This window comes from Salinicoccus siamensis (assembly GCF_042429615.1).
Classification (GTDB): domain Bacteria; phylum Bacillota; class Bacilli; order Staphylococcales; family Salinicoccaceae; genus Salinicoccus; species Salinicoccus siamensis.
Map to the genome: position 1 here is coordinate 1 of NZ_JBHMAH010000049.1, position 1,807 is coordinate 1,807.

The following is a 1,807-nucleotide window of genomic DNA, read 5'->3' on the forward strand; positions in this document are numbered from 1 at the left end:
AGAAGGGTAACACACCCCTTCGAATATGGCGGCCGTGGGCGGCGTGACGGGTATGCGGGCGTCCATAACCTGTCTAAATGCAAACGGACGCACTGACCCCCTGTTTGCCCCCCCTTTATACCCCCATTTAGAAAGTGTTTGGAAACATCATATCTCCAAAATCACACACTGTGACGATCGGGAGATGAGGGATACGCCCCATTAGAAAAGATGTAACACACCCTGCAACACCGGTCACAGAAGAATCTGTCGTTAGATCAATCAAGCCATTGCAGTTCTAAAATCGGCCGCATTGGTATAGGCATAGACATCGTCATAGAACTCACCATTAAACCCAATGTGCAGCAGGGTTCGATTCAAATAGGCATAGAGATTATAGACGGGCTCGCCTTCGCCGCGGTGGTACCGACGGAGGGCTTTAACCAAGGATTCCAGGCCATAGGTGATGGCATCATTCTGTTGGATGGCGTCTAGATCAAATGTGGCCAAACGATTCACAGCGGTCTTGTATAGGGCAGTCAATTGGGCGTCACTGAAGAAGGGGATGAATTGGTGGTAAATCCCCTCGGGTACAATGCGATTGGCGAATGTGGCATTTTTGATGTTGTCGATGCGGGTTAATTTCATTTTTTTGCGCATGCGCTTATATTTACGGCCTGTACTACTAAACAGAGAATTTAATAGTTTTAAAGAATACATAGTTTGTTTTTTGACCTTGATGTACGCAAATGCTTGCTGTTGTTGGCGTTTGACGGCCGTTTTCACCGTGTTGCGATGCGACGCTTTACGATATGACACATGCTTTTTTTGAATGGCTTTCTGCTGATCGATTCGATTGATGATGTAGATGTTCGCACCCTTGCCGCCGGATTTTTTACGGGAGGTGTTGGCCACTGTAATGAAGCCATTGTCGGCCAAGTATTTGAGATGACGGTGGATGGCACGGGTCGACCGCCCCACCGCATTGGCAATCGTCGCCACCTTCAGATGTGACACTCCGATCACCTTACAGGAATGTTGTTTTAAGACATTGAGCGTCTCATAGTGTGGTTTGCTGATACGGGCATTGAATTGGCGGACGGTCGCATCCATTTCTTGGATGCTGTCGAAGTTTTGGTAGTCGGTGAAGTGGACGAGTGTGTAGTGTGTGGTCATGATTTCCAGTCCTTTCGGTTCAGAAAAGCAAAAGAGTGTCGCCGTAAGTCTACGGCGACACTCTTAGAAAAAATGACCCTTCGTTATCTTGAATCCTTGTAAAATAGTTTAAAAATCGCTATAATACGGGTATCATAAAGATAACGAAGAGTACCTAAGTGTTTGCCGTGGGGGATTCACGGTGAGCGATTACAGGATAGTTGGTAGCTGTCCTGTAATGCAGGTACTCTTTATATTTTCCGTTCAGTTATTTACAGATAATTGTATCGGTTTTCATGAAGTAGTGCAAACTATAATTACATATTGATTATAATCGACCAAACAGGCGGGCCCAGAAACCGCCTGTTTTTTTATGTGCTTGTGGGGCATCGATTACTTCGTTATCCTCCTGATTTTGGGGGAGTTCCGTAGCACTGTCTTCTGAAAATGGGGCTTCACTCTTCTCATCTTCTTCATTTGTGTGTGTAGATGTTTCTATCTGTAGGTGTTGTGCCTCTATTTTCTTTAATCGCTCATCTAAATCCTTTTGATTGGTTAAAAGGTGCTCTAAAAGCGTAATAGCATACTCTAGGCGTTCACTTTTACCGTCTGGCCCATTAATCTCTTCATTGACTGCATTGGCCTTTGAAGGGGTTTCCTGGACATCTAGAAG

The 1,807-nt window shown here is 45.3% G+C and carries 2 protein-coding genes; both read right to left on the minus strand.

What is annotated here, in order from left to right; translation table 11 throughout:
• Window positions 1-261 precede the first annotated feature (261 nt).
• On the minus strand, window positions 262-1,155 hold the full coding sequence (locus ACFFLE_RS11190; RefSeq protein ID WP_380572284.1) for a hypothetical protein: 894 nt from the start codon (window positions 1,153-1,155) through the stop codon (window positions 262-264).
• 307 nt (window positions 1,156-1,462) lie between these two features.
• Window positions 1,463-1,807, minus strand: a 345-nt coding sequence (locus ACFFLE_RS11195) for a hypothetical protein (RefSeq protein ID WP_380572286.1), incomplete at its 5' end; no start/stop codon positions are given.